Genomic DNA, 26468 nt, shown 5'->3' on the forward strand with positions numbered 1-26468 from the left:
GCCGGCGGTCAGCCCAGGTTCGAGTTGACTTCCTGGATGAAGCCCTTGGCCGCGTCCCGTGGTGAGATCTTGCCGAACAGGACATCCGTATTGAACCTGTTCAGGACCTCCATGGTGGCCGAGGAACCTGCGGGGAACGGCAGCGGCGGCTCGATGTCCATCTCCGCAATGCGGTCCAGGTACTCCGCTTCCTTCTGCTGGGATTCCTTCAGGAGGGGAGTGATGGCCGCCTTGAGCTCGGTGTTGGCCGGCATGCCGCGGTCACTCTTGATCTTGGTGGCAGCGTCCACGTTGTTCACCAGGTAATTGATGAAGAGGGCGGCTTCCTTGGGGTGCGCGGACTTGGAGGAGATGGCGTACTCCATGGAGGAGCGCAGCCACGCGCCGGGCGTCTTGCTTTCGCCCGGCATCTTCATCATCACCAGCGGTGAGCCGGAGTAGGAGTTCATCTGGTTGCTCCAGGAGATCTTCATGCCCTGTTTACCCTGGCCCATGAGCGTCATTTCGGGCTGCGCAGAGCCGTCCTCCACGGTCTGCGAAGCGGACGGGGCGCCGCCGGTGTCCATGAGCTTCTTGTTGAGCTCGAACCACTCGGCGGCAGTGTCCTCGCTGATGCCCAGCTTCTTGCCGTCGTCGGTGTAGAGCTCCTCGCCGCTCTGGCGTGCCCATACCGCCAGGAAGGAGTCGTTGGACATGGGGGTGGTGCCGAAGGTTCCCGCCGGGGAGTTCTTGGTGATGTCAGCGGCGATCTGCGCGTAATCGTCCCAGGTCCAGGTTTCGTCGTCCGGAAGCTCAACGCCTGCTGCCTCGAAGACCTTGGGGTCGATCACCATGGACATGGAGTTCACGCCTGCGGTGAGCGTGTACTGCTTGCCGTCGATCTTGCCCAGGTCCACCGTGCCTTCGGCGAACTTGGAGGTGTCGATCTGGTCCTTGACCTCGTCCAGGTCCAGCAGCACGCCCCGGCTGGCGTATTCGCTGGGGTAGGCGCCGCTCATGGCGAAGACGTCCGGGGTGGTGCCGCCGGCGATCTGGGTGGCCATTTTGTCCCAGTAGGAGCTGAACTCGGTGTTCTCGCCCTGCACCTTGATGGTGGGGTTCGCGGCCTCGAAGTCCTTGATGACCTCCAGGGTGGTCTTGGCGCGGGAATCGTTGCCCCACCAGGCGAAACGGATGGTGACGGGATCCTCGACCGTCCCGACTTTCCCGGCCTCTGCGTTGCTGCCGCAACCCGTAAGTACCATGGCGAGGGCAGCTGTTGCGCCCGCAACCCCCATGACTGATTTCCTGAGACGTAACCGCATTGTCCTGCCCCTTATATGTTGTGGTTCTATTCGTAGTGACGTGTATAACAGAAAGCGTTTTCTCAAAAACTAACAAAGGGCTATACAGGAGTCAAGAAACCGTTTACTTTGGTACGGAGCCGCTTTTTCAATCCGCACCTCCCGCAACGGTGGGAACCCGCCGAGACTCCGGCGGCCACCCCCTCGGCCACGGGAGCGCACCTATCGCCCAGGCGATACCAAGAACGTGGAGGCCACGATGACCAAAGGAGACCACATGGCCGCTAAGCACATACCCAGGGCGCTGCGCCCGGCTGGAATGCCGGCAGCAGCGGGCCTGATGATACGAACGGGACGGCAACAGTGAGCGCCATCAGCGAACTCAGCTCCATCACCCGGCGGAAGGGCAAACTCACCGCCGCAGAGAAGAAGGCCAACGGCCGGGACAACAAGGCAGCGTATATCTTCCTGCTGCCGTGGCTGGTGGGCCTCGTCGCCATCACCTTCGGCCCCATGATCATGTCCTTGTACCTGTCCTTCACGGACTACAACCTGCTCCAGCCTCCGGAATGGGTAGGGCTGGAGAACTTTACCCGGATGCTCGATGATGCACGCCTGCACAACTCGCTCGGCGTGACCTTCACCTACGTGTTCGTCGGTGTGCCGCTCCAGCTTGCCGTAGCGCTCCTGATCGCCCTGGTCCTGGACAAGGGCCTGCGCGGCCTGCCGTTCTACCGCTCGGTGTTTTACCTGCCGTCCCTCCTGGGCGGTTCGGTGGCAGTCGCCATCCTCTGGAAGCAGATCTTCGGCACCACGGGCCTGGTGAACCAAGTCCTGGCAATGTTCGGCATCCAGGGTCCGGGATGGATTTCAGACCCCAGCACGGCGCTCGGCTCCATCATCCTGCTCCACGTCTGGACCTTCGGCGCACCCATGATCATCTTCCTGGCCGGCCTCCGGCAGATCCCGCACATGTACTACGAGGCAGCACGGGTTGACGGGGCCACCACCCTCCAGCAGTTCTGGCGGATCACCCTGCCGATGCTGAGCCCGATCATCTTCTTCAACCTGGTCCTGCAGATCATCGGATCCTTCCAGTCGTTCACCCAGGCTTTCATCGTCTCGGGCGGCAACGGCGGCCCCTCGGACTCCACGATGTTCTTCACGCTGTACCTCTACCAAAAGGGCTTCGGTCAGTTCGACATGGGCTACGCGTCCGCCATGGCGTGGGTCCTGCTGGTGATCATCGGCGTATTCACCGCCATCAACTTCATCGCTTCTAAGTATTGGGTTTTCTATGACGACTAAGCTGGAGACGCTGCCCACCCCGGACAAGAAGTCCGGAGGCGCCGGCAAGCCTACGAACCACCGCAAGCCCCGCGAGTCCCGCGGCACCCTGGCCTTCAGCCGGGCCCAGCGCGGAAAATCCCTGATGAAGCACGGCATCCTCATCCTTGCCGGTGGACTGATGATCTACCCGCTGCTCTGGATGGTTGTTTCATCGCTTCGCCCCAACGAGCTGATCTTCCGCGAACCGGGGCTCTGGCTCAACAGCCTGGAGATGAGCAACTACACCTCCGGCTGGTCTGCCCTGACCCACCCCTTCGGCCATTACATGATCAACTCGGCGATTGTGGTCATCGGCTCCATCCTGGGCAACCTGATCTCGTGCTCCATGGCGGCCTACGCCTTCGCACGGCTGCAGTTCACTGCCAAGAAGCTGCTGTTCGGCATCATGCTGCTGACCATCATGCTGCCGTTCCACGTGGTGATCGTTCCGCAGTACATCCTGTTCTCGCAGATCGGCTGGGTTAATACCTTCTGGCCGCTGATCGTGCCCAAGCTGCTGGCCACGGAAGCGTTCTTCGTCTTCCTGATGGTGCAGTTCATCCGCGGTATTCCGCGGGAGCTCGATGAGGCTGCAAGGATCGACGGCGCAGGCCACCCGCGCATCTTCCTGCGGGTCATCCTGCCGCTGATGGTGCCGGCGCTGGCCACTACCACCATCTTTACGTTCATCTGGACCTGGAACGACTTCTTCGGCGCCCTGATCTACCTGACGGATCCGGACATGTTCACCGTTCCGGTGGCGTTGAGGGCCTTCGTCGACTCGCAGTCAGCCACGAGCTGGGGATCGCTGTTCGCGATGTCCATCGTCTCGCTCCTGCCGGTCTTCCTGGTGTTCCTCTTCGGCCAGCGCTTCCTCATCAAGGGAATCGCGACCACCGGCATCAAGTAGATCCAGCTCCTGGACTCATGCGCCGCCGGCCAGCAGGCCTGCAGCACCAACCGAACGGCCCGTCCTTGTGGCGGGCCGTTCGGCCGTCCAGAAGCGTCCTGTTTGAAGACTGTGCCGCGCCGGAACGTGCCGTCCATGACCGCGCCGGGCTGTAATGTGTCCCGCAGGAATTTGCCGGCCAGAACTGTTGGCCCAACATCTTGTAATACAAGTCACCTACTTGTACTATTACATCTAGAAAGCGCTTTCGCGTTTCATCCCTGTTCCACAGTGCGTTAGTCCCCAGCACCTAGATCAAAGAAGATCGGAGTTACCAGTGCAGCTTTTTTCCCGCCCTGCGTCTGCTGCCCGGCAACCGGCAGAGTCGCGTCCCCCCGGCGCAGCACGCCGCATCCGCAAGACGGGCGTAGTCGCGGCGGCCGCGGCCGTCGTGATGGCCCTCAGTGCCTGCGGCGGAGGATCCTCCCCGCAAAACGCCGATGGTCCCGTTGAACTGCGATTCTCCTGGTGGGGCGGCGACAAGCGCGCCCAGCTGACCCAGGAAGCCATCAAGCAGTTCGAGGCTGAAAACCCGGACATTAAGATCAAGCCGGAGTTCGGCGACTGGAGCGGCTACTGGGACAAGCTGGCCACCCAGGTTGCCGCCAACGACGCCCCGGACATCATCCAGATGGACGAAAAGTACATTACCGAATATTCCAGCCGCGGTGCCCTGCTTGACCTGTCCAAGTACGAGATCGACACCTCCAAGCTTGATGAGGCGGCACTGAACGCAGGCAAGGGCGAGGACGGCCTGACCGGCATCGCGGCCGGCATTAACGCAGCCACCATCCTGGCCAACCCCGCGGTTTTCGAGGCCGCAGGTGTTGCGATGCCGGACGACTCCACGTGGACCTGGGAGGACTTCGAGAAGATCGCTTCCGAGATCACGGCCAAGTCCCCGCAGGGCACTTATGGTGCCGCCGCCTACGGCACGGACGAGGCGTCCCTGGGTGTCTGGCTCCGCCAGAACGGCAAATCACTGTACACCTCCGACGGCAAGCTGGGTTTTGAGCCCAGTGACATTTCCGAATGGTGGGCGTTCCTGAAGCAGCTCAGCGAGAACAAGGCAGTTCCCACGGCCTCCGAGGTAATTGAAGCCGAGGCTGCCCCCTTGGACCAGAGCGGACTCGCCACCGGCAAGAATGCCATGGCCTTCTGGTGGTCCAACCAGGCCCCGGCTTTGGAAAAGGCTTCCGGCAGTGATCTCGAGATCCTGCGGTTCCCAACGAAGACCGGGTCCTCGGCTGATGCAGGGCTTTGGTACAAGGCTTCCCAGTTCTGGTCCGCATCCTCACGCACAAAGCACCCCGAGGAGACCGCCAAGTTCATCGACTTCCTGGCCAACAACGTCAAGGCAGGCGAGGCCCTCCTGGCAGACCGCGGTGTCTACCCGAACTCAGAGGTCCGCGCGGCCATCGAGTCCAAGCTGACCCCGGCCGACGTCAAGGTGGTCAAGTTCATCGACCAGATCAAGGATGAACTTGGCGAGGCACCCGCTCCGCCGCCGAAGGGCGCCGGCGCAATCCAGGAAATCATCAAGCGGTACACCTCCGAGGTTCTCTTCGAGCGGCTCTCCACGGACGAAGCAGGCAAGAAGGCCCACGACGAGATGAAGTCGGCAATCAGCAGTTAGTCCTCACACCGCCAACACGGCTCCGGACAGCTTGGGTGGACGCCTCCTCACTCCCAGCATCCGACGGCGGGTGGCAGCTCCGTCCCGGCAGGAACCTCGAGTTCCTTCCGGGACGGAGCTGTTTAAGCTGCGGGGGTTAAAGCTGCGGCGGCAGGACTACGGCGGTGCGGCCGGTACGGCCTTGGGCCGACGCTGTACAACCAGGGGTCGGTACGGAACAACGCGGCCGAGGACCTGGACACCGTGCTTCTTTGGGCTGGGACACTCTGCCCTTTCCCGCGTGGTGGATCCGGGGTCGCCGCGGAACAGGCCCGTGTTGCCCGGGGAAGCCAAGTAATGCGGCGGGCCCGTGGCTGAGGCAGCGGCTGCAGGACCGGCTGGCGCGCCCGGAGGGTGCACCCCGGCCAGCACTTGGCTCATTAGCGGTGATCCGGGTGGTGGTGGTGCGGTGGAGTGGTAGGTGTGGCCGGTGGGGGTGTGGAGTTCCACGGTGTGTCGTGGTCCGGGTACGGGTTTGGCTGTCCAGCCGGGTGTTTCTTTGGTGTGGTTGCAGGCTTCGCAGAGGCCTTGGCCGTTGGTGCTGGTGGTTGTGCCGTCACTGTGCCAGGGGGTGATGTGGTCGTGGTGGCGGATGGGCGCGTCGCAGTAGGGGGTGCGGCAGGTGTCGTCGCGGACCTGGAGGAACCGCCGGAGCCCGGGCGGGAAGAGCCGGGCCTTGGAGTCCATCGCGAGCAGCTCACCGGTGCCGGGGGCGGTGTAGAGCCGGCGGAGCCAGATTTTCAGTTCCCCGGCGTTAGCTTCTGATTCGGTGCGGACTGCTTTCCTGGCCCATTCGGCGGGGACGATGCCGTAGCCGGAGAGCTTGGCTGGTTCGCTGTCGCCCTGGAACAGGGTGCGGTCGGTCATGACCAGCTGCACCTCGATGCCGGCGACCCCGCCAGGGGTGCCGGTAACGTTCTCAACGAGCTGATCGGCCATGATCTGGCCCTTGGACCGTTCGTCCCCAGAGGACCGCAACGTATCCGCATGCCGGGTCAGGGCCGCGTACACGGCCACCCCCTGGGCGACGGGCAGCAGGGCGGTCAGGCGGGCCATGGTGTCCGGCGCCGGGCGGAGCGTCACGGTCCGGTCGTTCACCGCATGGGCGGCTCGTCTGGCAACGGAGTGCGGGTCGCGCCGGTACGCGGCGGCCCGGACCGCGGCAATGATGGCCCGGTCCCCGGCCCCTGCCAGTGACCCTGCACCTGTCAGGGTGCCGGTGTCGGCGGCGAGTTCCTTATCCACCGCGCACCGGTCTTCGGCGGACAGGCACGCTGTTCCTTCACGATCAGGGTGGCGCGCCATTCGTTCAACTGCCCGGATTCCAGGGCGGCAAGGGTGTGGGGCATCTCGGTGACGAGGGTTTTGGCCAGGCCCAGGAGGCGGCCGCCGCGGGCCGGGGACTCCCGGCGCGCCAACGCGACCTGCGCGGCAACACCGGCGCCCTGTTCCTTGACCGGGACACCGGCCGCGGCCTGCTCCCGCCGCTGTGAAAGATCAAAAGCCACAGCAATCCGGGCCTGTTGCGCAGCCGCCAGCGATTTCATGTCCTCAAGCTCCCGCAACTGATCAATCATCCCGGGGCCGTCAGCCGCAACCGGAACCGATAACAGGGAGCGCGAGATGTCAGCAACGAACAGGACTCCGGGAACCGGCGCCCCGAAAGCAAGGCGCCCGGCGGCCGCAGCCGCAGCGGGAACTCCCGCCACCTGCGCTGTTGGCAGTGCCCCTGCCAGCCCCTCAACCGCTTCCATGGACAAAGTCTTCCAGCAGGGTCCGACATTAGCCGGGGGCCGAAATCTGTATGTGGAAAACGCTCAGCCACGCGTGGGGCGCCGCAAGATCGTGCGACGCCCCCACTAACCGGAGGCTCAGTCCTCCGCGATCACCGCAACGCTGCCGGCCTCCACGGTGCCGGTGAACCGTTCGCCGGAGAGCACGTCCGTGCCGGAGGCCCGCACGCTTGCGGCAGCCCGGGTGTGGTTGATGGCGAACAGGAAGCTGCCGCCGTCGGCCGACCGCCGGCGGGTCAGTTCCACTCCGGCATCGGCCTCGGCGACGGGGGAGACTCCTGATTCCGCCAGCAGCCGGTCCACCAGGGACTCGATGCCGTCGCGGTCGGGGAACGTGGCGAGGTACCAGGCGGCGCCTGTCCCTACTGCCCGCCGGGTCAGGGAGGGAACGCCCTCCAGCGGGTACCCGGTGAACGTCTGGAAGGCCTCGGCGCCGTCAAGGTGCACGTGCTCGCTCCAGATGGAGGACACCGTGCCGTCGCTCAGCTTCAGCTGCGATCCAGCCAGCAGCGGGTGGAATTCCTCAACGCGTACGCCCAGGAGTTCCCGGAATGCCCCCGGGTAGCCGCCCAGCCGCACGTGGTCCTTCTCATCAGTAATCCCGCTGAAGTAGCTGACAAGGACGGTCGCCCCGCCGGCAGCGGCAGCGGCAATGTTGGCAGCAGCCTCATCCGTCACCGAATACAGCGTGCACACGAGGACAAGATCGTAGCCGTCCAGCGACGCCGACGGATGCACCATGTCCACGGAGACGCCCCGCAGGAACAGTGACCGGTGGAAGGCCCGCAGCAGGTCAAGGTACCGCACGTCGATGCTCGGCTTGGAATCGATCTCGCTGGCCCACCAGGCCTCGTAGTCGAACACGATGGCCGCACGCGACTCCACCCGCGACCCGCGGACCGGTGCCAGCAGCTGGAGTGCAGCTCCCAGGTCAACCACCTCGCGCCATACGCGGGTGTCCCGGCCGCCGTGCGGGACCATGGCCGAGTGGAACTTCTCCGAGCCCGCAAAGCTCTGCCGCCACTGGAAGAACATCACCGCGTCCGCGCCGCGTGCCACATGCGCCAGCGAGTTCCGCAGCATTTCCCCGGGCATCTTGGGCTGGTTGCGCGGCTGCCAGTTGACGGCCGACGTCGAATGCTCCATCAGGATCCATGGGTCACCTCCCGCGATGCCCCGGGTGAGGTCCGCGCTGAACGCGAGTTCGATATGCCGTTCAGGATCTGCCGCCACCAGGTAGTGGTCGTTGGCGATGACGTCCAAGTCCTTGGCCCAGCTGAAGTAGTCCATGGACTTGGTGGCGCTGGAAGCCATCAGGTTGGTGGTGCAGGGGACTGCGGGGGTGACTTCCCGGAGGACGGCAACCAGGCTGCGGTAGTAGTCCATCAGCGCCCAGGAGTTGAAACGCTGGAAGTCCAGCTGCTGGCCGGGATTCAGCGTGGAGGGTGCGACGCCGGGAGGAAGGATCTCCTCAAAGGAGCCGTAGTGCTGCGACCAGAAGGCTGTGCCCCAGGCGGCGTTGAGCGCATCGATGGTTCCGTACCGCCGCTCGAGCCACAGGCGGAACGCGGCGGCGTCTTCCTCGCCGTAGAACTCCGAAACGTGGCAGCCCAGTTCGTTGTCCACATGCCACAGCGCCAGGGCGGGGTGGTCCTTGTAGCGTTCCGCCAGCACCCGTGTGATGCCGGCGGCGTACTTCCGGTAAACGGCCGACGACGGCGTGTAGTGCCGCCGTGACCCTGGTCCCAGCGTGGTTCCGTCAGCCGTGACCGGCAAGATTTCCGGATGCTTCCGCACCAGCCACGCCGGGGGAGCGGCGGTGGCGGTAGCCAGTGCCACCTTGACGCCAATCCCGTGCAGGTTGTCCATCACGTCGTCGAGCCAGCCGAAGTCGTACTGGCCCTCAGCCGGCTCCAGCAGTGCCCACGAGAAGATGCCGACGCTGAGGAAGTTCACGCCGGCTTCCTGCATCAGCTCCAGGTCCTCCAGCCTCACGCTGACCGGCCACTGCTCCGGGTTGTAGTCGCCACCGAAACCGATGCCCTCGATGTTGTTCCAAACGCTGGCCGTGCCTGGGGTTGCCTGGTTGGTCATGGGACTCCTTTGTCTGCGGGGTGGATGGACGCGCGGTGAAACCAGCCGCTTGGAAAACGCTTGCCCATTTGCTGGATTGGGGATATTGTATCGTTTCAGAAGCCGTGTAAGCCAGCTCACTACTTTCGTTGTAGGTGAGATCGGGATTGCACACACTGAGCAAGGAGGCTCCCATGATCAACAGAAGGCATTTCCTCACCACCGTGGCCGTCGGCACCGCATCTGCCGCAGCTTTGGCCGCGTGTGGAACGGGATCCAGCACCAGCGCTGGAGAGACGGGTTCCGCGGAGAACCCGGTCACCATCAACTACACGTGGTGGGGGAACGACGACCGTGCCGAGCGTACCCGCAAGGCGATCGCCCTGTTCGAGGAGAAGAACCCTGACATCAAGGTCAACGGCAACTTCACCGATTTCGCCGGGTACTGGCAGAAGCGCGCCACCGAAGCCGCCGGCGGCGGGCTGCCCGACGTCATGCAGTGGGACCTGTCCTACCTGCGTGACTACGGCCAGCGCAACCAGCTCCTGGACCTGGGCACCGTGAACATCAACACGGACGCGTTCGAGAAGTCCCTCCTGCCCTCGGGCCAGATCCGCGGCAAGACCTACGGCATCCCCACCAGCACCAACGCGTTCGCCGTGTACTACGACCCCGCCAAGCTGGCGTCCCTGGGCATCGCGGAGCCGGACGGAACGTGGACCTACCAGGAATTCAACGACTTCCTGGCCGAGGTGGGCGCCAAGAGCAACGGCGAGATCTTTGGCGGCACGGATTACACCGGTGTCTGGTGGATGTTCAACATCTGGCTGCGCCAGAACAATATCGAGGCCTTCACCGAGGACGGCAAGCTCGGCTTCACCAAGGACGATATGAAGAAGTGGTGGAACCAGACTGCTGCCCTGCGCGGCACCCCGGCCATCGTTTCCGAAGAGCGCGTCACCCAGCTCGCCCCCAAGTCCCCGTTCGGCTCCAACGTAACCGCCACCGAGGTCACCTGGGACAACTTCATGGCAGGCTACCTTGCGGACAGCGGCGCCACGGAACTCAAGCTTGCTCCGGTCCCCTCGGATGACCCGGACAACCTGGGCCTGTTCCTGAAGCCCTCCATGCTGATGGTGGCCAGCGCCAAGACCAAGTACAAGGACGCTGCTGCCCGCTTCATCGACTTCATGGTCAACGACCCCGAGGTGGGCCAGATCTTCAAGACCTCCCGCGGTGTTCCGGCCTCGAAGACCCAGCGGGACGGGACCACCTTCGAAGGTACGGACAAGCTCGTGGTGGACTACGAGAAGTCCATCGAGCAGTACCTCAAGGACGCACCCGAGCCGCCGATCGTCGGCTTCGGCACGCTCGAGGCGTCCTTCAAGCGTGTTGCCTCCGACCTCAACTACGGCAAGCTCACCATCGACGGCGCCGCCGACGCATGGTTCAAGGAAGCCGAAGACCTCATCAAGCAGAACGCCTGACCAGGCACCTTGCCTGTGAAAGCTTTCATGACTGACGGAATGAACTTGTGACTCAAAGCCCAACACTGAGCAGGCGCTCGTCGTCGTCCGCCCACTCGCAGCCGCGCAAGTCGCGGCAGCGGGGGGCGGATGCCCGCGCCGGCTACACCTTCCTGCTGCCCTGGCTGCTGGGATTCATCGCCCTCACTGTTGGGCCCATGATTTCCTCGCTCTACCTCTCCTTCACCAACTACAACCTGTTCGAGCCGCCCAAGTGGATCGGCCTGGACAACTACACCACCCTCTTCCAGGACGAACGCTTCCTGCAGTCGGTGGGCGTGACGGTCTCCTACGTGGTCTTCGGTACCCCGCTCAAGCTCGCGGCCGCACTGGCGGTGGCCATGCTGCTGAACAGTAAGCGCCGCGGCCAGGGTTTCTACCGCTCCGCGTTCTACGCCCCGTCCCTGATCGGCGCGTCAGTCTCCATCGCGATCGTCTGGAAAGCCATGTTCGGCGATGCCGGTCCGGTGGACCAGGGCCTCTCCTTCTTTGGGATCAACCTGGGCGGCTGGGTGGGCAACCCGGCCATGACCATGCCGATGTTCATCCTGCTGACCGTGTGGCAGTTCGGCGCCCCGATGGTGATCTTCCTCGCCGGCCTCAAGCAGATCCCGGCGGACCTCTACGAAGCGGCGTCCATGGACGGTGCCGGCCCGGTGCGGAAGTTCCTCAACATCACTTGGCCCATGCTCTCTCCGGTGATCTTCTTCAACCTGCTGATGGAAACCATCCACGCGTTCCAGATCTTCGCCTCTGCGTACATCATCTCCAACGGTGAAGGCGGCCCCGCCGGATCCACCCTCTTCTACACCCTCTACCTCTACCTGCGTGGTTTCAGCGACTTCCGGATGGGCTACGCCTCGGCCATGGCCTGGCTCCTGGTGATCGTCGTCGGCATCATCACGCTGATCTTCTTCAAGACCTCCAAGTCCTGGGTCCACTACAGCGGTGATGCAAAATGACAAGCACGGCAACCCCCACCCAGTCCCTCCCGGACGCAGAACTGGCGCACTACAACCCCAAGTCCGAATCGGCCGGGACCAAGCGCGTCAAAAGCACCGTCTTCCACCTGGTGGCCCTCGCCCTCACGGCGGTGGTCCTGTACCCGGGGCTGTGGATGATCGCCTCCGCGTTCAAGCCCAACTCTGAAATCGGTGGCTCCAACACCTCGCTGTGGTCCAACAATTTCAGCTTCGACAACTTCGTCACGGCCATGGACGGCATCGGCGGGGTGTCCACCCTCCAGTTCTTCACCAACTCGCTCATCCTGGCCATCGGCGCTGTGGTGGGAACCATCCTCTCCGCGTCCGTGTCAGCGTACGCGTTCGCCAGGATCAAGTTCCCCGGCCGCAGCATCTTCTTCGGCATGATGATCGCCACGCTGCTCCTGCCCTTCCACGTGGTGATCATCCCGCAGTACATCGTGTTCCAGCAGCTTGGCCTGGTGGACACCTACGTGCCGCTGCTGATCGGCAAGTTCCTCGCCGCCGACGCGTTCTTCGTGTTCCTCATGGTCCAGTTCATGCGCAACCTCCCTGCCGAACTGGACGAAGCAGCACGCATCGACGGCGCCGGCCACGTCCGGATCTTCACCTCCATCATGCTCCCGCTGATGAAGCCGGCCCTGATTTCGACGTCGATCTTCTCCTTCATCTGGAGCTGGAACGACTTCCTGGGCCCGCTGCTCTACCTGAACACCCCGGACAAGTACCCGCTGCCGCTGGCCCTGCGACTCTTCGTGGACCAGACCCAGTCCTCGGACTACGGCGCCATGATCGCCATGTCCGTCCTGGCCCTGCTGCCGGTGCTGATCTTCTTCCTGGTGTTCCAGCGGTACATTGTTGAAGGCGTCTCCACCCAGGGCCTCAAGGGCTGACGGAAAAACGAGACAGAGAATGAGCGTCATGGACAGCACCACACCCGCCCCCAACCACCACGAACCCGTCCCGGTCAACCGCTTCGCGCTGTTCTCCGAGACCCTGCTGGCAGGGGTGCTGGTGCTGGTGCTGTCCCTTCCGCTGGTGACGATCCCCGCCGCCTATGCGGCTGGGATCGCCCATCTGGAGCGCCACCTCTCGGGCAGGGACGATTCCGTCCGCGGCCTCTGGGGCACCTTCCAGGCTGCCCTGCCAGGCAGCTGGAAGCTTGGAATCACGACGGCGGCAGCCGCCGGCGTGATTATCCTTAACCTTTTGCTCGCTTGGGTGGGGCAGCTCCCGGGCCGGGAAGTGGTCCTGCCCGCCACCCTGCTCCTCGCGGCCGCCGGGGCAATCCTGCTCCTGCGCACCACCGCAGCGTGGTCTGATGCCGCCGGCGCCCACACGGATGCCCGCACCGCCTGGCGCTCAGCGCTCGAGGCCGGCCAGGCGCTGTCCCTCAAGGACTGGAGCGGGTCCCTCCTGCTCGCTGCCGCGCTCTTCGGAACCGTAGTGTTCGTCTGGATGCTGGCCGCCCTCTTCGTGGTGGTTCCCGGCACCCTGATCCTGGCGGCTGCGGCCGTCAAACTGCGTTCCACCCGCGCCTGAAGCACGTGCCTTTCAACCGCCAGCGTTCCAAGCAGTTCCTCCACACCCGTACGAACCAGCCGGCCTGGTACCAGCCCCTGACGCAGCGCAACTACCGCCTCTTCCTGGCACTGGTGTTCACCGGCAGCGTGGGCGTGTGGATGCAGCGGCTCGCGCAGGACTGGCTCGTGCTGCAGTTGACCGGCAGCCCCGCCGCGGTGGGGGTGGCCGTTGCCCTGCAGTTCCTCCCGATGCTGGTGGTGGGACCCCTGAGCGGCCTGCTGGTGGACATGTTTCCCAAGCGCCGGATCATGCTGTGCTGCCAGTCGGTGATCGCCATCCTGGCCCTTGGCCTCGCGGCGTGGGCCGCGAGCGGAACCATTACCGTTTGGGCCGTATACGCCAGCTGTGTGGCGCTGGGCGTCACGTCGGCCATCAACCAGCCGGCGGTCCAGGTCTTCGTCAACGAAGTGGTGGGCGACGCCAACCTCCGGCCGGCCATCGGCCTCAACAACGCCATCGGCCAGCTGGGAGCGATGGCGGGTCCGGCCGTGGGCGGTGTGGTCATCGCCCAGGCAGGATCGGCTGCTGCGTTCGCGGCGAACTCCGTGCTGTGCCTGCTGGTGCTCTGCCTCATCGCCGCCATCCGCCCCGCCGAGCTGCATCCCAGCACCCGGGCGGCGCGGGGGCGCGGGCAGCTCCTGGCCGGGTTCCGGTACGTCCGGGAACGGCCGTCCCTGCTGTTGGTCATCGCCCTGGCCGGACTCCTGGGAATGTTCGGCATGAACGGGCCTGTGGTGCTGGCCGCCTTTGCCGAACGGGTGTGGCACAACGGCGTTGAAGGCTTCGGCCTGTTCAACACCGTCAGCGCCGTCGGGGCCCTAGCCGGTGCGCTGCTGGCCGCCCGGCTGCGGAGCCTGGGCGGGAGAGGGATCGTCGCCGCTGCAGGGCTATTCGGCCTGTCCCAGCTGGTGGCGGCCCTGATGCCCACCCTTACCCTGTTCATGGTGATGCTGGTAGTGGTGGGGCTCATGACCCTCCTGTTCCTGACCAGCGCGGCCACCGCCGTCCAGCTCGAGGCCGGGCCGGAGATCCGCGGCCGCGTGATGGCCCTCTACCTTCCCCTCCTGCTGGGCGGGCACGCGCTGGGAGGCCTCCTGGCGGGCTGGCTCACGGAGCAGTTCGGAGTGCGTACCGGACTGGTGGCCACCGGCGGGCTGGGCATGCTTTCCGCCCTTGTTATTGGGCTGTTGCTGTGGCGGCAAGGGCGCAGGGCGGGTGCCAGGCAGGCCTGACCGTTGGCCTTCCCAGAGGCATATCTGGCTCCCGCCACTGGGGTCCTCCGAAGCCTTGACGCGTGCGCCAGCTCACACCTAGGCTGTGGGAAACCGGTTTCTTTCAGGTCCCAGCAACCCGCGCCAAAGGACAAACAATGATGTTTCGCGCCCAGAAATCCCTGTTGCCCAAAGCTGCCGCCGCAGCGGCCGCCCTCTCCCTGGTCCTCACCGGGTGCGGCAGCTCGCCGGAAGCCGCGTCGGAAGGACCGGTGACCCTGCGGTTCAGCTGGTGGGGCTCCGACGTGCGGCACAAGATGACGGAGAAGCTGATTGAAGCCTTCGAGGCCGAGAATCCCAACATCAACGTCGAAGGGGAGTACGGCGACTGGTCCGGTTACTGGGACAAGCTGGCCACCCAGGTGGCCTCGCAGGATGCCCCGGACATCATCCAGATGGACGCGGCTTACCTGGGTGAGTATTCCGAGCGCGGCGCCCTGCTCGAGCTGAAGGATGTTGACCTGTCAAAGTTCGACCAGCCCGTGGCGGACTCCGGGAAAGTGGACGGCAAGCAATATGCCGTGACCAGTGGCGTGAACGCCATGGTTGTCCTGGCCAACCCCTCGCTGGTTTCGGCCAGCGGAGTGACCCTCCCGGACGATGAGGCGTGGACCTGGGAGGACCTCAATGACACCGCCGCGGCCATCACGGCAGCCAGCCCGGACGGCGTGTACGGGACGGGCCAGGTGAACAGCGATGCCGCGGCCAACCTGTGGTTCCGGCAGCACGGGAAGTCGCTGTTCACCCCGGACGGGGAGCTGGGATTTGATGAGGCAGCCCTGGCCGAGTGGTACGGGTACCAGGCGAAGATGCGCGACTCCAAGGCAGTGCCTCCGGCGTCGGTGATCACCGAGGACGCCAGCGCGTCCATCGACCAGCAGGGCTTGTCCACCAACAGGTTTGCCATGAACATGTACTGGTCCAACCAGCTGGGCGCCCTGAGCAAAGCCTCCGGGCAGGACCTGGAGATCCGGCGCCCGCCGAGCCTGGAGGGCAAGGCATCCGAAGCCCGGCAGTTCTACAAATCGTCCATGTTCTGGTCCGCCAGCTCCCGGACAAAGCACCCGGTGGAAGCGCAAAAGTTCATCGACTTCGTCACCAACAACCCCGTAGCCGGCGAGATCGGACTTGCGGACCGCGGCATCCCGGCCAACTCGGACATCCGGGAGGCCATAGCCGCCAAGCTGAGCCCTGCTGACGCAAAGACTGCAGAGTTCATCGATGAAATCTCGGACGAACTCGGAGAGGCCGTGCCGGTGCCGCCCGCCGGGTCCGCCGCAGTGGTGGAGGTCCTGGGCCGCTACTCGCTGGAGGTCCACTTCAGCCGCCTGTCGCCGCAGGACGCGGCAAAGAAGGCAATGGAGGAGGCAAAGAGCGCCCTTCTCTGACCGGTGGTGGCTACGCCCGGGGCGTGAAGCTCCACGTCCCGGCGTGCACCCTGAAATCCCGCGTCGCGTGCGCGGCCGGGGCGTTCGCGGCGGCAGCAGCCCCGCCTTCCGCAGAGGAAGGCCCGACGGCGGCCTCCGCCGTCGTTCCTTTATCTCCGGAAGTGACCGTGTACTTGCCCGCGGGCAGCCGGACAACTGCCGCTGTCCCGGCAGGGACCGTGCATTCCAGCCGTATCTGTCCACCTTCCCGGGTCCAGCTCGCTTCCACGTAGCCATTGCTGACGGGCACCGCGCCGCGGGCGTGGTCCAGCCGGCACAGCGGAGGCTCGATCAGCAGCTCCGCGCCTCCGGGGGAGCTGAACCGGACGCCGAGCAGGTGGTCCAGGATCTCCTTGACCACTGACGCGGACCAGGCGTGGGACTGGCTGTAGTCCGTTCCCTCCACCAGGTCCCAGGCCTCCCACGTGAAGGTGGCGCCGCGCTCCAGCAGGTTGGCCCAGCCGGGCTGGTCCCTGTCCGTCAGGAGATCCAGCACGGCGTCCGTCATGCCCTGGGAGAGCAGCGCGCGGACCAGCCGGTGGACCGTCAGCGGCCCCTGCTTCATCCCCATCGAAGCGATCCGCACCGCATCGGCGGTGGCGAACTCCGCAGCGGTGATGCCCAGGGAGAGCGGGAAGGACGCGGCATGCTGGGAGGCATGCGGGCTGGGTGTGCCATCGGCGTGCAGGCCGTCCACCATCACCCCGTCCACCCGCAGGCGGGTGCGGATTGCGTCAGCCAGTTGGCGGGCGGAGGAGGCGTAACGGACGGCGGCATCATGCTCGCCTGCAAGGCTGCAGAGCCGGGCCGTGGACACCAGCGCCGAGTAGGCCTGGGCGTTGACGGTGGTCTTCGCGGCGCACTCCATGTCGTAACCGAACCGCCCGGGTTTGGGCCATTCCACGATGCCGTGAAGGTAGGGGCCGGAGCCGCCGCCCAGCCGGGTGACCAGTCCCGCCGTCGGCCCTTCCGCCGGAACGTACCGCAACGCGTAGTCTGCGGTGTTGCGCAGGTGCGGCAGCAGTTCCCGGACCAGGCCAAGGTCCCCGGTGCGCAGGTGGTACTCCTCGGCCCACTCAGGGACCATGAGGGAAAAATCAGGAATGTCCCGCTTGCCGTCGCCGTTGGGGTACACGGCGTTGTAGCGGCCGCGGTCCTGCCCCTCGGACCAGTAGCGGGCGGCGGACCAGGCGAACTCCCGCAGCGCCTGCGCCGTATAGGCATGCTCCCCGAAGAGGGCCATGGTGGCATACGAAATGTTCACCGCGTCCGCCAGGAACTGGCCCTTCTCCCGGGTGGGTGTGTCCACGAACTGTTCCTGGACGCCGTACAGGGCCGAGTCGCGCAGCAGCGTGAAAACGCGGTCCAGCATGGGATCCGAGCTGCCGAAACTTCCCTCAGCCGGGTGGTGCCCGTGGACCAGCACGGCCCCGACGCGGGACACCTCGGCGGCCTCCACGCCGGGAAGCTCAAGGTAGCGGAAACCCAGGTGCACCGTGGCGCTGAACTGCTGGGGCCCGGCCGCCTGCGTATACGGGAAGGACATGTCTGTGTTCTGGCTTGCGGTCTTTCCCGCGTCCACCCGTCCGTCGGGCCGGAGGGCGTAGCCGGCCCGCATCATCACGGTGCGGCCAGGAACTCCGTCCAGGAAGTCCACTTCCGGGCGCCCGGGAAGAACCTGGCCGAAGTCCGCCACCATGGTGCCGTCGTCGGCCGTCAGGAAAGCCGCGGGAGCAACAAACCCGCCGGCCAGGAAGGTCCGGCGCGGGTGCAGCCCGGGGGACTCCGCTGAAGGGTGGCGGCCGCAGCTGATGGCTGGCGGCAGGTCCGGGGACGATGGGGACGGGGAGGACGGCGCGGCGGCCAGGGCCCGTGCGGCCTGCCCGTCCAGGTGTTCCACGGGGTCGCCCTCGTCATTGCGGTAGCCGGACTGCCGGTACGGCGCCTCCCCGGCTGACCACTCCGGCCCGGAACAGAAGGCTTCGCGGCGGCCGTCCGTGTACTGCACGCTGATGCGCACCAACAGGCCGGGGAGTCCGGCCGCACGTCCCTGGCCCGGGCCGTACCAGTGCAGCACTGCCGTCAGGGGAACGGCTGCGCCCGGAGGCTGGGCTGCGAGCAGTCCGGTGACGTCCGCGGCGTCGTAATAGCCTTCGCCCGGATACCCGAAAGAGGTTGTTGCCAGGCAGGGGACACCGGCCAGGGAGATCTGCGCGTGGTGGTGGGCCGCCATGAAGAGCCGTGCCCGGCGCACGGTGCCGGTGAGCTGCAGGGTGCTGCGGAATACGGTCCATTCGTCCGGCTGGCGGTGCGCCGTGGTGGCGGCCCACTGCGCCAGGCAGGCACGGGCGTGGTCCCCGCTGGCGTCGAAGCGGTGCTCCAGCAGGGCGGCGCCGGCACCGTCCTGGCCGCCGCTGGTGATGCGCAGCGATGCATACTCGGCCTGGCTGCGGGGACCCTGGTGCAGGGCGAGCTTCCCTGTGAACCCGTGATTGGCGGGCTCCTGCACCTCCAGCAGGTCCACGCCATCCAGCGCAACGGTGATGCTGTGGCCGTCGTCGGTGACCACGAGGTCCCGCCAGGAGCCGGGCACCAGGTCCTTGCCGGGCAGCCGCTCCTGGCGGACCTCCAGGTTCCGGTCCGCCCGGGCCCTGGCCAGCTCCGCGGTTTCGGGGACGGCAGGGGCTGGAATTTCCCACACCGGGGCATGGCGGAGGACCACCTCGCCGGCCGTGTTGAGTTCCAGCAGCAGGCCGGTGCCGGGGCCGCTGCTGCGAAGGATGAGTCCGGCCCACCCCATGACCGGGCGGACGCGGGCTTCGATGCGGATGGTGCGGGCAGGCGGGCAGGGAACCGGCAGGTGGGGTGAGCCCGCCACGCGTAGGGCGTTGTTCAGGATTTCCAGGGGGGCGCGGCCGCCGGGGGCGCGCCGGATCCAGTCGGCCTGCCAGGAAGCGTCCGGGAGGCCGGTGCTGAACATCTTCGGAGTAGACCATTCCCCGGGAATTCCTGCGGCATCGCGGACCCGCACCCGCCACGCGTAGTCCGTGTCGCCGTCGAGCGCAGGCCCGTCATATTGGACCCCGTGCTGCGCGGGGGAGGGGACCGGACCGGAGCTCCAGAACTTGAGCCCCTGCGAGTCCTCCACCGTGACCTCGTAGCCGGTCTGCAGGGCCCGCGCCGGATCGGAGCCGTCCGGCTGGGCCAGCTGCCAGCTGAAGGTGGGCCGGGGTGATGCGGTCAGGCACTCGGCGATGCCCTCCGTCAGCAGGTTGGCGGCGTGCAGCTGGCCCCACGCCGTGGCCTGTACCGGGGTCGTTGCAGGCTGCGGGCGCATCAGGAAGCCGGCACGCTGAAGGCGCATGGGGCCGATGTTGCCCACGGCAGGCCCAGCTCGCTGAACGTGGCGTGCTCGCGGCCAGCACGTTCCAGGGCCGCCTCAATATCAATCACGACGGCGTGCGCTGCTTCCCCGTCGCCCTCCCACCTGACGTGGGCATCGCCGATGAGCGCGGGCAGCGGAGCGGTCCGGACCGCTTCCAGGACCAGCATGAAGGCACCGCTGTCCAGGAGGGGGCTGATCAGCGGGGATCCGGAATTGCGGTGGGACAGCAGGTTCTCGGTGAGGTCCTCGCGTCCGTACGTCTCTTCGGTGGTGCCCGACGCCGTGGTGACGGTGAGGCGGTCCTCCGTGTAGTGGAACACGGCAGTCCCGGCGGAGCCCTGCAGCGTGACATAGGGTTCCACGGATTCGGAAGCGCAGATGGTCAGGGCACAGGTGATGGGCACGCCCGAGGCTGTCCGGATGCGGATCACCGAGGTGTCATCCGACTCGATGTCGTTGGCGCGGTACAGTTCGGTCTCCACCGATGCAACGTCGGCCGTGGTCCGTGCCCCGGCAATCCTCAGTGCTGTTGCCACTGCATGGGCCAGCGGATTGGTGGCCACGCCATCCACCACGTCCACGCCGTTGATGCTGCGCTTTCCAGCCCACCGGGAGCGCTTGTAGTAGGCCCGGTCCCGGACCCAGCGGCCCGTGGCGGAGATGCCCTGGAGCGTGCCGAGGGTGCCGGCTGCCACCAGGTTTTCGATTTCCTGCAGGGCGTGCGAGCCGAGGCTCTGGAAGCCGATCTGCATGCTCCTGCCGGACGCCGCCGCGGCATCGCAGAGCCGGTTGAAATCGGCCAGGGACGCCACCGGGGGCTTCTCCAGGTACAGGTCCGCGTCGGTGCGCAAAGCAGCGAGCGCCAGCGGGGCGTGGGTCTGGATGGGGGTTGCCACGATGACCAGGTCCAGGGATGTGGTTGCGGACAGCAGTTCGTCGAGTCCCGGGAAGACCCGGGCCGAGGCCGGAACGGATGCGGCTGCCGGCGGCTGCGGATCAGCCACGGCAACGAGCTCGACGGCGCCTGCCGCCTGAAGGTGTTCAAGGTTGCGGAGGTGGTGGGTGCCGAAGCCGTGCACGCCGACCAAAGCCACGCGGGCGGCCCTGGGGCCTGAGGTTCCGGAGGCAGCGCCGCGGCCAGCCGTTGCTGCCGCTGCCTGGGCGGGCGCGTCCGGGCTGTCGGTGCCGGTTGGCGTTGCCATGATTCTCCATTTCCGCCCAACAGGGCACTGTTGTGTGGGCGCACGCGAACTCCAGCAAGCGCTTTCCACCCCTCAGTGTGCGTCATGGGCGTCGCCGGAGTCCAGCTATGTAACGATTCAAAATTTCGCTTGACCTTGCTGCCTGCGTGCGTCTAGATTTTCGAGAAACCGATTACCGGCGTGACGCGGAACACTTCCGCCTTCGCCTCTGCAACGATGGAGAAATGAGGGGAGCTGCGCCATGCTGTCTGGATCGTTCAGTGCCCGGGCCTACTTGTTCTTTGACACCCTCCTGTGGATCGCCTGCCTGAACCTGCTGTGGATCCTCTTTACGCTGCTTGGCCTGGGCGTCCTCGGCGCAGGCCCTGCCACTGCGGCCGCCCAGATCGCCGTGCGGAAGCGCGCACGGGGTGACGCAATGCCGCTGCTCCGCAGCTTCGGCGCGAATTACTTCCGGAACTTCGGCCGGGCCAACGTGCTCGCCCTGCCGGTCTTGGCGGCGGCAGTTGCGCTGTCCATGAACTGGAACTACTTTTCAGCGTCGGGGGACCTGTTCTCGCAACTGATGGCGGCGGGCATTTTTGTGGCGGCCATCTTCCTGGCCGGCGCAACCTGTTACCTCTTCCCCCTGTATGCGAGGTACGAGCTTCCCCTGGGGCAGTACCTGCTGACGTCTTCCCGCTTCGCGTTCCGGCACCTCGCCGGAACGGTCATCCTGCTGTTTCTTTCCGCTGCCGCGTTCTATGCCAGCACCACCGTCCCGGGCCTGATCCCGTTCTTCAGCATCGGGGCCTGGCTGTATGTGACCGGCTGGCTGTGCGACCGGTTCTTCACCGCCAATGACGAATCCGTGGCCGGGAATCCGGCGGCCGGAGCGGACATACCTGCAGGGAAGGGCTCCATCCCGTCGGCCTCCGTGGCCTAACGCCCGGAAGGCTGCGCGGCACCCGGGCCCGGGAAGTGCAGTCGGCCTTCCCCTGCTTGCTACCTCTGCTTGAAACGTATCAACGAGACCCCATCAACAATTTTTGACCAAACAAAACCCCGAAGAAGTGGAAAAGGAAACCCATGATGCGCAGAAAACTCTCCCTGGCGGCCGCGGTGGTAACGGCCACGGCCATCTCCCTCACCGCCTGCAGCGGCGGCGAAGCCCCGGCAGCGGACCTCAGCACGGTGTCCATCATGGCGCCGTTCCTCGAGGCCCAGCCGCCCAGTGCGGACGGTGCCGTCCAGAAGAAGCTGGAAGAGCTCACCGGCAAGGACATCAACATCACGTGGACCCCCAACGCGTCCTACGAGGACAAGACCAACATCACGCTTGCCTCCTCCGAGATCCCGCACATCATGGTGATCCAGGGCAAGACCCCGGGCTTCGTCAAGAACGCGGAAGCCGGAGCGTTCTGGGACCTGACGGACAAACTTGATGACTACCCGAACCTGAAGACCACCTTCCCGGACATCCAGCAGAACGCCAGCATCAACGGCAAGGTGTACGGCGTGTTCCGCGGCCGCGCCCCGATGCGCGCCGCCGTGATGTTCCGCCAGGACTGGCTGGACAAGCTGGGCCTCGAGGCGCCCAAGACCACCGAGGACCTGTACACGGTGGCCAAGGCCTTCACCGAGCAGGACCCCGACGGCAACGGCCAGGACGACACCTGGGGCATCACCATCCCCAAGTGGGGCGCGCTGGGCAGCAACAGCCCCTACGACCTCATCGAGGAATGGTACGGCGCCGGAAACCGCTGGACCGAGAAGGACGGGAAACTGATCCCCAGCTTCGAAACAGAAGAGTTCCTCGAGGCCAACCGGTTCGTCAAGAAGATGGTGGACGAAAAGCTCATCAACCCGGACTTCGCCACCTTTGACGGCACCAAGTGGAATGAGCCGTTCTTCAACGGCAAGGGCGGCATCATCGTGGACGTCGACTCCCGCGTCAGCGTCCTGGTCAACCTGTTCAAGCAGGCAGATCCCAACAACTACGAGAACAAGGTGGGCTTCGTGGGCAACCTCGAAGGCCCCGACGGCGAACTGCACGCCCACCCCACCGACGGCTACTCCGGCTTCCTGGCAGTGCCCAAATCGAGCGTCCGCACCGAAGCCGAGCTGGCCAAGGTGCTGGAAGTCCTGAACACGATGAACGGCAAGGACGTGGCCATCCTGCTCAACAACGGGATCGAGGGCGTGAACTTCACCGTGGAGGACGGCAAGGCCGCCAGCATCAAGCCCGAGACTGAGGAGTCAAAGGCCGTCACTACGGACATCAAGAGCTACGCCCAACTTGGAATGAACGTTGGCGGCAACACTTTCTACCCGGTCAAGCAGCCCACGGAATACGAGCAGCAGGTCTTCGACAAGCGCACGGAAGTGATGGCAGAGGACCTGAAGAGCGCCGTCTACAACCCGGCCGCCCCGTACGTGTCCGCGACCTACGTCTCCAAGGGTGCCCAGCTGGACAACATCGTGGCTGACGCCAGGATCAAGTACCTTGCCGGCCAGATTGACGAGCAGGGGCTGAAGGACGCCATCAAGCTGTGGAACACCAGCGGCGGCGACAAGGTCACGGAAGAGATCAACCAGCTCTGGCAGGACAACAAGTAACAGTCCCGCCCGCACCGGCGGGCTCTGCACCTTCGCTATGGAGCCCGCCGGTCCAGGACCCACCACCACTTCCAGAAAGGAGGCCCTGAATGTCACAGCTGACAGACGCGCTGGCCTCGAACATCGGCCATGGCCAGGGCCCCGGGACGGATGCGGGCAAGAGCTCCAAGCCGCGCAAGCCACCAAAAGTCCCCCGCGGTAAATTCTCCGTCCATTTTGCGCACTACAAGTGGCTCTACCTGCTGCTGGTGCCGGGGGTGGTGTACTTCGCGGTGTTCCGCTATGCCCCGATGTACGGGGTGTCCATCGCGTTCAAGGACTATGTCCCGTTCCTGGGCGTGAACGGCAGCCCCTGGGTGGGGACCCAGCACTTCCAGGACTTCTTCTCCAACCCGGACTTCCCGCGGCTGCTCGGAAACACGCTGATCCTGGCGTTCCTGAACCTGGGCATCGCTTTTCCGCTGACCATCGTCCTGGCACTGCTGCTGAACGAGGTCCGCCTCTCCATCCTCAAGCGCACCGTCCAGACGCTCGTCTATATTCCGCACTTCCTGTCCTGGACCATCGTGGCGTCGCTGAGCTTCCTGCTGTTCGCCCTGGACTTCGGCCCGCTGTTCCTGTTCCTGAACAACGTGATGGGCACGAACATCGATTTCCTGTCCGATCCGAACTGGTTCCGGCCGCTGATCGTGCTGCAGGAGATCTGGAAGAACACCGGCTGGGGCACCATCATCTTCCTTGCCGCGCTGGCCACCGTGGACCAGGACCAGTACGAGGCCGCCATCATCGACGGCGCCGGCCGGTTCCGCAGGGTCTGGCACATCACCCTGCCGGGCATCCGCTCTACCATCATCGTGATGCTGATCCTGGCCATCGGGCAGATGCTCAACACCGGGTTCGAACAGATTTACCTGATGACCAATGCCCTGAACCGGTCCGTGGCCGACGTGTTCGACACCTACGTGTACTTTGTGGGCATCACCCAGGGCGCCTACAGCTACTCCACCGCCGTCGGGCTCTTCAAATCCTTGGTGGGCATCGTGCTGATCTTCGGCACCAACGCCCTGGCCAAGCGCTTCAACCAGAGCGGACTGTTCTAATGAAGATTCACAACACCACCGGCGGGCGGATTTTCGACGCCGCGAACTACATCTTCCTGGCCCTGATCGGCATCATCACCCTGCTGCCGTTCATCTACGTGAGCGCAGGGTCCTTCGCCAACGAGGCCGAAATCACGCGGCGGGCGTTCTTCGTCTGGCCCGAACAGTTCACGCTGGGCTCCTACGAGTACATCTTCTCCACCCCAGCATTCACCCGGGCGCTGGTGACCACCATCCTGGTCACCGCCGTCGGCACCCTGGTCCAGCTCGCGTTCACCGTGACCATGGCCTACCCGCTGGCCAAGAAGACCCTCCGCGGACGGCAGGTCATCCTGTCCCTGGTGGTCTTTGCCATGGTGTTCTCCGGCGGCATGATCCCCACCTTCCTGCTGGTCAAGGACCTGGGCCTGCTCAACTCCTACTGGGCGCTGATCCTGCCGGCGGCCATCAACCCGTTCAGCCTGATCATCATCAAGAACTTCTTCCAGGAACTCCCGCAGGAGCTTGAGGAATCGGCCAAGATGGACGGCGCCACCGAAATCGGTATCCTGTGGCGGATCCTGCTGCCCCTGTCCAAACCCGTCCTGGCCACCTTCGCCCTGTTCTACGCCGTGGGCATCTGGAACGACTTCATGTCGCCCCTGCTCTACCTCTCCGACAACTCCAAGTGGACCCTGCAGATGTACCTCCGCCAGGTCACGGCGTCGTCGGACCTGCTCGGCACGGGCAACGTGGATCCGAACTACATCCCGCCCGAACAGGGCATCAAGTTCGCGGTCATTGTGGTGGCCACCCTGCCCATCCTCATCTTCTACCCGTTCCTGCAGAAGCACTTCGCCAAAGGCATGCTCATCGGCTCCGTCAAGGGCTGAGCCTGCACCACGAGAGAAAGCACAGCATGAAAATCCTGCTCGCCGGAGATTCCACGGTGGCAAACTGCCCCACGCACGAGTACCCCATGAGCGGCTGGGGAGCGCAGCTTGCCCCGCATTCCTATACCTGGGCGGCGGTGCACAACTTCGCCAAGGGCGGGGCCAGCACGGAGTCCTTCCGCGAGGAAGGGCTGTGGGACCGCCTGCTGGCGGAGGCCGGGGAGGGGGACCTGGTCCTGATCCAGTTCGGCCACAACGACCAGAAAAAGCAGCACCTCGCGGCCCGGACCGGCTACGCCGCCAACCTGCGCACCATGGCGGGGGAGGTGCAGAACCTGGGGGCGCTCCCCGTACTGTGCACCCCGGTGGAGCGCAGGCACTTCCTGGACCGGCCGTCGTCGGGCGCTGCTGCTGCGGAACAAAGGCTGGAACAGAGCCTGGAGGACTATCCGGAGGTGGTGCGGGAGATCGCCCTGGAGCTGGGACTTCCGGTGCTTGACCTGAACGCGTGGACCCGCCGGCTGTACCTGCAGCTGGGGCGGGAGGAATCGGCGCCGCTCTTCTGCCACTTCGAGCCGGGGTCGCATGCCTACTGGCCGGACGGCCTGGCGGACAACACCCACTTCTCCCAGCAGGGAGCAGCAGTGGTGGCGGGGCACGTTGCCGCCCGGCTCCGTGAGCTGGGCCTGGTGCCCGGCAGCCTGGTGCGTACTGCGGCGGGACGCGGCTAGGTGGGCACGCCCGGCCCCGAGGCGAAGGTGCTGTACAGCAACGCCCTCACGTCCCCGGCGGACGTGGCGGACTGGGTGGCGGAAGGGCCGCTGAGCCTGGGGACCCACCAGGGCGCCCTGGAAGTGTCAGGTTCGCTGGACGACGCAGAATTCGGGGACCATGCGCACTGGACGTTCTGGTGCCCGGTGGAGTTCCCGGACGGCATCCGGATCAGCTGGGAATTCCTGCCGCTGGAGGAACCGGGCCTGGCCATGCTGTTCTTCGCCGCCCGGGGGCACGGCGGGCATGACCTGTTTTCCAGTGCGCTAACGCCGCGGACGGGGTACTACCCGCAGTACCATTCCGGGGACATCGATGCCCTCCACGTCTCCTATTTCCGGCACAAATACGAGTCGGAGCGGGCTTTTCGGACCTGCAACCTCCGGAAGAGCGCCGGGTTTGACCTGGTGGCGCAGGGTGCCGATCCGCTGCCGCCGGCCGGGGACGCGGTGGACTTCTACCGGATGGAGGTGGTGAAGGACGGGCCGCGGGTGGCTTTCGCCATCAACGGGCTGCCGCTTTTTGAGTGGCACGATTCTTCCCCTGCCGCTGCCGCGGCCGTGCTGGGCGGCGGATACCTGGGCTTCCGGCAGATGGCCCCGCTCCGGGCGGCGTACCGGAACCTGGTGGTGGAGGAGCTTTAGTCC

The 26468-nt window shown here is 65.5% G+C and carries 19 protein-coding genes and 1 pseudogene; 15 read left to right on the plus strand and 5 right to left on the minus strand.

Annotated elements, in window-relative coordinates; genetic code table 11:
• Nucleotides 1-8: 8 nt before the first annotated feature.
• Nucleotides 9-1277, minus strand: coding sequence for an ABC transporter substrate-binding protein (locus IEX43_RS15945; RefSeq protein WP_188812551.1), 1269 nt, complete (start codon nucleotides 1275-1277; stop codon nucleotides 9-11).
• A 369-nt stretch (nucleotides 1278-1646) separates the two neighbouring features.
• On the opposite strand from IEX43_RS15945, the gene IEX43_RS15950 reads away from it, so the two are divergent.
• From IEX43_RS15950 to IEX43_RS15960, 3 genes are all read left to right on the plus strand, one after another.
• On the plus strand, nucleotides 1647-2591 hold the full coding sequence (locus IEX43_RS15950) for a carbohydrate ABC transporter permease (protein WP_188812552.1): 945 nt from the start codon (nucleotides 1647-1649) through the stop codon (nucleotides 2589-2591).
• Nucleotides 2581-3522, plus strand: coding sequence for a carbohydrate ABC transporter permease (locus IEX43_RS15955; RefSeq protein ID WP_102975962.1), 942 nt, complete (start codon nucleotides 2581-2583; stop codon nucleotides 3520-3522). The genes IEX43_RS15950 and IEX43_RS15955 overlap by 11 nt, the downstream gene beginning before the upstream one ends.
• 316 nt (nucleotides 3523-3838) lie before the next feature.
• On the plus strand, nucleotides 3839-5197 hold the full coding sequence (locus tag IEX43_RS15960; RefSeq protein ID WP_188812554.1) for an ABC transporter substrate-binding protein: 1359 nt from the start codon (nucleotides 3839-3841) through the stop codon (nucleotides 5195-5197).
• A gap of 428 nt (nucleotides 5198-5625) precedes the next feature.
• On the opposite strand, the pseudogene IEX43_RS15965 reads toward IEX43_RS15960, so the two are convergent.
• Both IEX43_RS15965 and IEX43_RS15970 read right to left on the minus strand, forming a co-directional pair.
• A pseudogene (locus tag IEX43_RS15965) lies at nucleotides 5626-6813 on the minus strand (DUF222 domain-containing protein); the annotation flags it as partial.
• A gap of 294 nt (nucleotides 6814-7107) precedes the next feature.
• Nucleotides 7108-9123, minus strand: coding sequence for a beta-galactosidase (locus IEX43_RS15970; protein WP_188812556.1), 2016 nt, complete (start codon nucleotides 9121-9123; stop codon nucleotides 7108-7110).
• A gap of 173 nt (nucleotides 9124-9296) precedes the next feature.
• Here IEX43_RS15970 and IEX43_RS15975 point away from each other — a divergent pair, with 173 nt between their 5' ends.
• The 6 genes from IEX43_RS15975 (at nucleotide 9297) to IEX43_RS16000 (ending at nucleotide 15854) form a co-directional block, all read left to right on the plus strand.
• Nucleotides 9297-10589: an ABC transporter substrate-binding protein gene (locus IEX43_RS15975; RefSeq protein ID WP_188812557.1), complete on the plus strand. Its 1293-nt coding sequence runs from the start codon at nucleotides 9297-9299 to the stop codon at nucleotides 10587-10589.
• A 47-nt stretch (nucleotides 10590-10636) separates the two neighbouring features.
• Nucleotides 10637-11590 carry a carbohydrate ABC transporter permease gene (locus tag IEX43_RS15980; RefSeq protein ID WP_188812562.1) on the plus strand — a complete coding sequence of 318 codons (954 nt, stop codon included), beginning with the start codon at nucleotides 10637-10639 and terminating at the stop codon, nucleotides 11588-11590.
• Nucleotides 11587-12504 carry a carbohydrate ABC transporter permease gene (locus IEX43_RS15985; RefSeq protein WP_066278817.1) on the plus strand — a complete coding sequence of 306 codons (918 nt, stop codon included), beginning with the start codon at nucleotides 11587-11589 and terminating at the stop codon, nucleotides 12502-12504. The genes IEX43_RS15980 and IEX43_RS15985 overlap by 4 nt, the downstream gene beginning before the upstream one ends.
• Before the next feature lie 19 nt (nucleotides 12505-12523).
• Nucleotides 12524-13153: a Poxvirus protein I5 gene (locus tag IEX43_RS15990; RefSeq protein WP_188812564.1), complete on the plus strand. Its 630-nt coding sequence runs from the start codon at nucleotides 12524-12526 to the stop codon at nucleotides 13151-13153.
• Between the two features lie 5 nt (nucleotides 13154-13158).
• On the plus strand, nucleotides 13159-14427 hold the full coding sequence (locus IEX43_RS15995; RefSeq protein WP_188812565.1) for an MFS transporter: 1269 nt from the start codon (nucleotides 13159-13161) through the stop codon (nucleotides 14425-14427).
• Nucleotides 14428-14564: 137 nt separating this feature from the next.
• Entirely contained in the window at nucleotides 14565-15854 is a 1290-nt protein-coding gene (locus IEX43_RS16000; protein WP_188812567.1) for an ABC transporter substrate-binding protein, read from the plus strand.
• 10 nt (nucleotides 15855-15864) lie between these two features.
• Here the strand turns inward: IEX43_RS16000 and IEX43_RS16005 are convergent, their stop codons facing one another.
• On the minus strand, nucleotides 15865-19257 hold the full coding sequence (locus IEX43_RS16005; RefSeq protein ID WP_229666498.1) for a family 78 glycoside hydrolase catalytic domain: 3393 nt from the start codon (nucleotides 19255-19257) through the stop codon (nucleotides 15865-15867).
• On the minus strand, nucleotides 19230-20480 hold the full coding sequence (locus IEX43_RS16010) for a Gfo/Idh/MocA family protein (RefSeq protein WP_188812568.1): 1251 nt from the start codon (nucleotides 20478-20480) through the stop codon (nucleotides 19230-19232). The genes IEX43_RS16005 and IEX43_RS16010 overlap by 28 nt, the downstream gene beginning before the upstream one ends.
• 241 nt (nucleotides 20481-20721) lie before the next feature.
• On the opposite strand from IEX43_RS16010, the gene IEX43_RS16015 reads away from it, so the two are divergent.
• From IEX43_RS16015 to IEX43_RS16040, 6 genes are all read left to right on the plus strand, one after another.
• Nucleotides 20722-21405: a YesL family protein gene (locus tag IEX43_RS16015; RefSeq protein ID WP_188812569.1), complete on the plus strand. Its 684-nt coding sequence runs from the start codon at nucleotides 20722-20724 to the stop codon at nucleotides 21403-21405.
• 143 nt (nucleotides 21406-21548) lie between these two features.
• Nucleotides 21549-23078, plus strand: coding sequence for an extracellular solute-binding protein (locus IEX43_RS16020; RefSeq protein ID WP_188812570.1), 1530 nt, complete (start codon nucleotides 21549-21551; stop codon nucleotides 23076-23078).
• An 89-nt stretch (nucleotides 23079-23167) separates the two neighbouring features.
• The gene (locus tag IEX43_RS16025; protein WP_229666499.1) at nucleotides 23168-24178 is read left to right on the plus strand and encodes an ABC transporter permease; all 1011 of its coding nucleotides are present in this window, start codon (nucleotides 23168-23170) and stop codon (nucleotides 24176-24178) included.
• Nucleotides 24178-25050 carry a carbohydrate ABC transporter permease gene (locus tag IEX43_RS16030; protein WP_188812571.1) on the plus strand — a complete coding sequence of 291 codons (873 nt, stop codon included), beginning with the start codon at nucleotides 24178-24180 and terminating at the stop codon, nucleotides 25048-25050. The genes IEX43_RS16025 and IEX43_RS16030 overlap by 1 nt, the downstream gene beginning before the upstream one ends.
• Before the next feature lie 26 nt (nucleotides 25051-25076).
• A complete protein-coding gene (locus tag IEX43_RS16035) occupies nucleotides 25077-25781 on the plus strand; it encodes a rhamnogalacturonan acetylesterase (protein WP_188812572.1) in 705 nt (234 codons plus the stop codon).
• Entirely contained in the window at nucleotides 25782-26465 is a 684-nt protein-coding gene (locus tag IEX43_RS16040) for a DUF1961 family protein (protein WP_188812573.1), read from the plus strand.
• Nucleotides 26466-26468: the final 3 nt, after the last annotated feature.

The sequence above is a fragment of the Pseudarthrobacter polychromogenes genome (assembly GCF_014644495.1).
GTDB classification, from domain to species: Bacteria; Actinomycetota; Actinomycetes; order Actinomycetales; family Micrococcaceae; genus Arthrobacter; species Arthrobacter polychromogenes.

Excerpts from the sequence above, each read along its gene's own strand:
- IEX43_RS15945 (WP_188812551.1), bottom strand. The coding sequence starts at position 1,277 with ATGGGGGTTGCGGGCGCAACAGCTGCCCTCGCCATGGTACTTACGGGT.
- IEX43_RS15955 (WP_102975962.1), top strand. The coding sequence starts at position 2,581 with ATGACGACTAAGCTGGAGACGCTGCCCACCCCGGACAAGAAGTCCGGA.
- IEX43_RS15970 (WP_188812556.1), bottom strand. The coding sequence starts at position 9,123 with ATGACCAACCAGGCAACCCCAGGCACGGCCAGCGTTTGGAACAACATC.
- IEX43_RS15975 (WP_188812557.1), top strand. The coding sequence starts at position 9,297 with ATGATCAACAGAAGGCATTTCCTCACCACCGTGGCCGTCGGCACCGCA.
- IEX43_RS15985 (WP_066278817.1), top strand. The coding sequence starts at position 11,587 with ATGACAAGCACGGCAACCCCCACCCAGTCCCTCCCGGACGCAGAACTG.
- IEX43_RS15990 (WP_188812564.1), top strand. The coding sequence starts at position 12,524 with ATGAGCGTCATGGACAGCACCACACCCGCCCCCAACCACCACGAACCC.
- IEX43_RS16000 (WP_188812567.1), top strand. The coding sequence starts at position 14,565 with ATGATGTTTCGCGCCCAGAAATCCCTGTTGCCCAAAGCTGCCGCCGCA.
- IEX43_RS16005 (WP_229666498.1), bottom strand. The coding sequence starts at position 19,257 with ATGCGCCTTCAGCGTGCCGGCTTCCTGATGCGCCCGCAGCCTGCAACG.
- IEX43_RS16010 (WP_188812568.1), bottom strand. The coding sequence starts at position 20,480 with ATGGCAACGCCAACCGGCACCGACAGCCCGGACGCGCCCGCCCAGGCA.
- IEX43_RS16015 (WP_188812569.1), top strand. The coding sequence starts at position 20,722 with ATGCTGTCTGGATCGTTCAGTGCCCGGGCCTACTTGTTCTTTGACACC.
- IEX43_RS16020 (WP_188812570.1), top strand. The coding sequence starts at position 21,549 with ATGATGCGCAGAAAACTCTCCCTGGCGGCCGCGGTGGTAACGGCCACG.
- IEX43_RS16025 (WP_229666499.1), top strand. The coding sequence starts at position 23,168 with ATGTCACAGCTGACAGACGCGCTGGCCTCGAACATCGGCCATGGCCAG.
- IEX43_RS16030 (WP_188812571.1), top strand. The coding sequence starts at position 24,178 with ATGAAGATTCACAACACCACCGGCGGGCGGATTTTCGACGCCGCGAAC.
- IEX43_RS16035 (WP_188812572.1), top strand. The coding sequence starts at position 25,077 with ATGAAAATCCTGCTCGCCGGAGATTCCACGGTGGCAAACTGCCCCACG.